The sequence below is a fragment of the Limnospira sp. PMC 289.06 genome, from assembly GCF_032350395.1.
In the GTDB taxonomy this organism is placed as follows: Bacteria; Cyanobacteriota; Cyanobacteriia; order Cyanobacteriales; family Microcoleaceae; genus Limnospira; species Limnospira platensis.
The window spans coordinates 1-3,328 of sequence record NZ_JARPLC010000229.1 but is presented as its reverse complement, the minus strand read 5'-3'; the positions used below and the strand labels follow the sequence as shown (position 1 = coordinate 3,328).

Here is a 3,328-nt window from a genome sequence, read left to right as displayed (position 1 = left end):
GTGGCCATGCTCTTGGGCAAAAGCCTTGAATTTGTGCCAGTCGGTAATTTGGTGGTTATGACCAGGTGGGCGATTAGGTTTAGGGAGGAAGTCTCCGGTGTGTTCTTTTCTTTGCAGCCAGAGATTGATAGTGTTCCGGCTGAGATGGAAAAATTGACTGGCTTTGGTTTTGGGCATACCGTCTAGTTCAATTGCATCAATAACTTTTTGTCTGAGGTCGTAACTATAGGGGGCTGGCATTTTTGGTCTTCTTAGTCATCTCGTCCTCTCCATTATACGTCCTAACTTTCCTGTCTTGTGCTATAACTCTGTTCCTTTTGACAAAAGGGTATCCACATCAGGAGTCGTGTGAGGTGAAAGTCTCAAGCACGGTTTTGAATGGGAGTTCGGGAAGGTGACTTCCCGTTCGACCCCTACCATATCTGGCTAATTATCGCCCAATATTCCGACTTAATTAACTTTGCAATCTCCATATTGTTCTGGTCCAATCATAGCATCAGTCACCCAGAGACTTTGAACATCACCGTCTCGGAGCCAGCCTCTGTCTCCGGCTTGTAGGGTGGTAATTGGCTCTGGGTTATCTATGGGTTGATTAATCCCTTGAGGGTCGGAGTCGTCCAATTCTGTCGGTAAAGGGGTATTATTGTCTGGTGTAGCTAGATTATGCGATGAGGGAACCGAACACACTTTTAACTCTACCCAAGTTCCGTCATTTTGGGTTGTTTGTCGTTCGAGAACCTGAAAGACACTATTGCTAGGAACTTCCCCTTTTAATTCCCCTTCCACAAAGTCTTGGTGCAATACAATAGGACTTGGGGGGATGTTATTCTGTATAGTGCGAGCAGAACTCAATTGGATGACTGATCCAAGCGGAACACCTGCGCCATAGGGGACAGTTGGGGTAGGGAGAGAAGGATCAGCGGGTCTGGTGGTAAGGGGGGTGCTAGTAGGCGGTTCGTCGGGTTCTGTGGTCTGATCACCCCCTAGGAATGTCCAAGCTAAGGCCCCGCCAATACCCAACAGTATTAAAATGCCTAATGATAATAACCAAATTGAACGGCTTTTGTTTTTGTCAACTACAATTAATTCGGTTTGCATAGCTGAGTCGTCAGAACCGCTGAGGTCTGATGAGCTATCGGCTATGGTGTCATCGTTGAGACTAATGGCGGTAGGAACGGAAATTTCCGGTAAGTCTTGAATTGTCTTGGGGGAAACTTGAAAATGCAGTAGGGCGATGGTAACGTTATCATGGCCGTTTTGGGTGTTGGCAATTTTCAAGAGGCGATCTCGTACTGATGGGAGGGTAGTTTGACCCTGCAAAACTGGTAAGATTTCGCTCTCCCAATATTGTTCTACCCGATCGCGATCGCTCAATCCATCGGAACATAGGACAAAGATACAATCGGAGTCAACGGGAAATCTCTGGATGGTAGGATGTAAATTGAGAGAGTGGGTAATTCCGAGGGCTTGAATTAGGGCTCCCGATGAAATTGCTTGTATGGCTTCACGATAGATGGTATAGCCTAGTCTAACTTCTCGGGAGGCGACATCATCATCAAGGGTAACCTGGTAGCAACCCTCAGGTGTAATCCAGTAGGCGCGGGAGTCTCCAATATGGGTTAAATATATTTCATGAACATGAGCCAAAGCCATGACTATAGTAGTTCCCATGCGTTGACGACCCTGGCGCTCTTCGGTATCATTGCGATCGCTAATGGCATCGTTAGCAATACTAATGGCTCGCTTCAACCGATTGGTCAAGGAAAGGGGGTCCCAATTGGCGGTTGGTAGGGGAATTTTTTCCATTTGTTCCCGTACAATTTCAATAGCTAAACCAGAAGCCACCTCGCCGCCTTCCTGTCCGCCAATACCATCGCAGACAATAGCCAAAGCCATGGAGTTTTCATCAATACCATCGTTGTACGCGGACCGATAGCAGGCATCTTCATTATGCGATCGCGTAGGACCTGCATCTGTGACGGTGACAATATCGACTTGTCTTTCTAAAGACCGTCCACAAATGACTAAGGCTTGGTCTAGTTGACTGGCCAAGCGCATCGACTTTCTAATTTCCCCGGCTATCAGTTGTTGGGTAAGTTGTTCCAAAAATTTCTGAATCCGGCGATCTGCTGTAGGAATTAACGATTGCCAAACTGACCCCAGTTGAGATAGTCCTGCGGCTTTAGCTTGGTAGCGTAATTCCAATAATCTGACCAGAGGCCCTTCTACCCGCAGCAGGTCAAAATCAAGTAGACTGGAAGCGACCCCCTGACAACTCAAGGGATACCACAATGTAGCTATCTGCCATAACCAGCTTAATTGACGCATGGCTGATGTTTCTTCCCAGACTTGGGATAGTAATGGTCGAAGTTCCCCCGACTTAGGTTCAATGGGGCATCCTTCTAACAGCCATATATCTTTTTTTAGGGGACTTTTGGCTGCAGGTATCCACCCATAGACCTGGGGAATGTGGAGTCGCTCAGAAAACAGTTTCAGGTAACAGGAAATCTCCTCGGCGGTAATATCATTTCCGGGAGTTTGCGGAAGTTGTTCGGGTTGAGTGTCCACAAAAATACGACCGCCCTGGCTGAGATAGCGATCGGCAATCAAAGTTCCAGCGGGCATATCCTCAAAGCCCGTAACGAGCGCCCATAGATAGTATTTTCGCATATCATTTTGCATAGAGGGTTCTCACATCTGGAGTAGCCACCAAATTGGGTTCAGGGAATATTTGGATACCAGACCAGAGTGTCTCGTTTCATACCAATACAATCGAGGGTTACGACACAGACAGCAGCCAAGCATTGGAACAACAACACATAGAGTGGTGCAGAAGGGGCGCGTGCGTCACGAAATGTAATCTTTTCGTGTTTTCCGAAAATTGTCGGGATGTGACGCACCCTACAGTTATTGGCGCTGAGTGACTGGCTGGTGTGAACTATTGTAGCGCTTATTATCTCCCAGTATAGTTATCATAGGACCGGGATTTATAGCACAAGACAGAAAAGTTAGGACGCATAGTACAAGACAGGAAAGTTAGGACGTATAGCACTAGTCAATACGGTTAGGACGCAGCCTTGAGAACAGAATCCATGGCATCATGGAGAGAATCAAACTGCTCACGTGCAATGGCGAATGCGGGCTTTCAACCACGACCAACATTTCTCTATCTTGTTGAGGTCTGGCGAATAAGGCGGAAGATAGAGTAAACGGCATTGAGCTGCCTCCACCAGTTCAGCCTGCCGCCCCCCTTTATGAAACGTTGCATTGTCCAATACTATAGCACTAGTCAATACGGTTAGGACGCAGCCTTGAGAACAGAATCCAT

Annotated in this window: 2 protein-coding genes and 1 pseudogene; all 3 read right to left on the bottom strand. The window is 47.2% G+C overall.

From position 1 onward, the window contains the following. On the bottom strand, nucleotides 1-240 hold a 240-nt coding region (locus P5674_RS23785; RefSeq protein WP_315643257.1), incomplete at its 3' end, for an IS630 transposase-related protein. 210 nt (nucleotides 241-450) lie between these two features. Then, nucleotides 451-2,682 carry a PP2C family protein-serine/threonine phosphatase gene (locus P5674_RS23780; RefSeq protein WP_006616187.1) on the bottom strand — a complete coding sequence of 744 codons (2,232 nt, stop codon included), beginning with the start codon at nucleotides 2,680-2,682 and terminating at the stop codon, nucleotides 451-453. A gap of 382 nt (nucleotides 2,683-3,064) precedes the next feature. Further along, nucleotides 3,065-3,328 (bottom strand): annotated as a pseudogene (locus P5674_RS23775) (transposase); the annotation flags it as partial.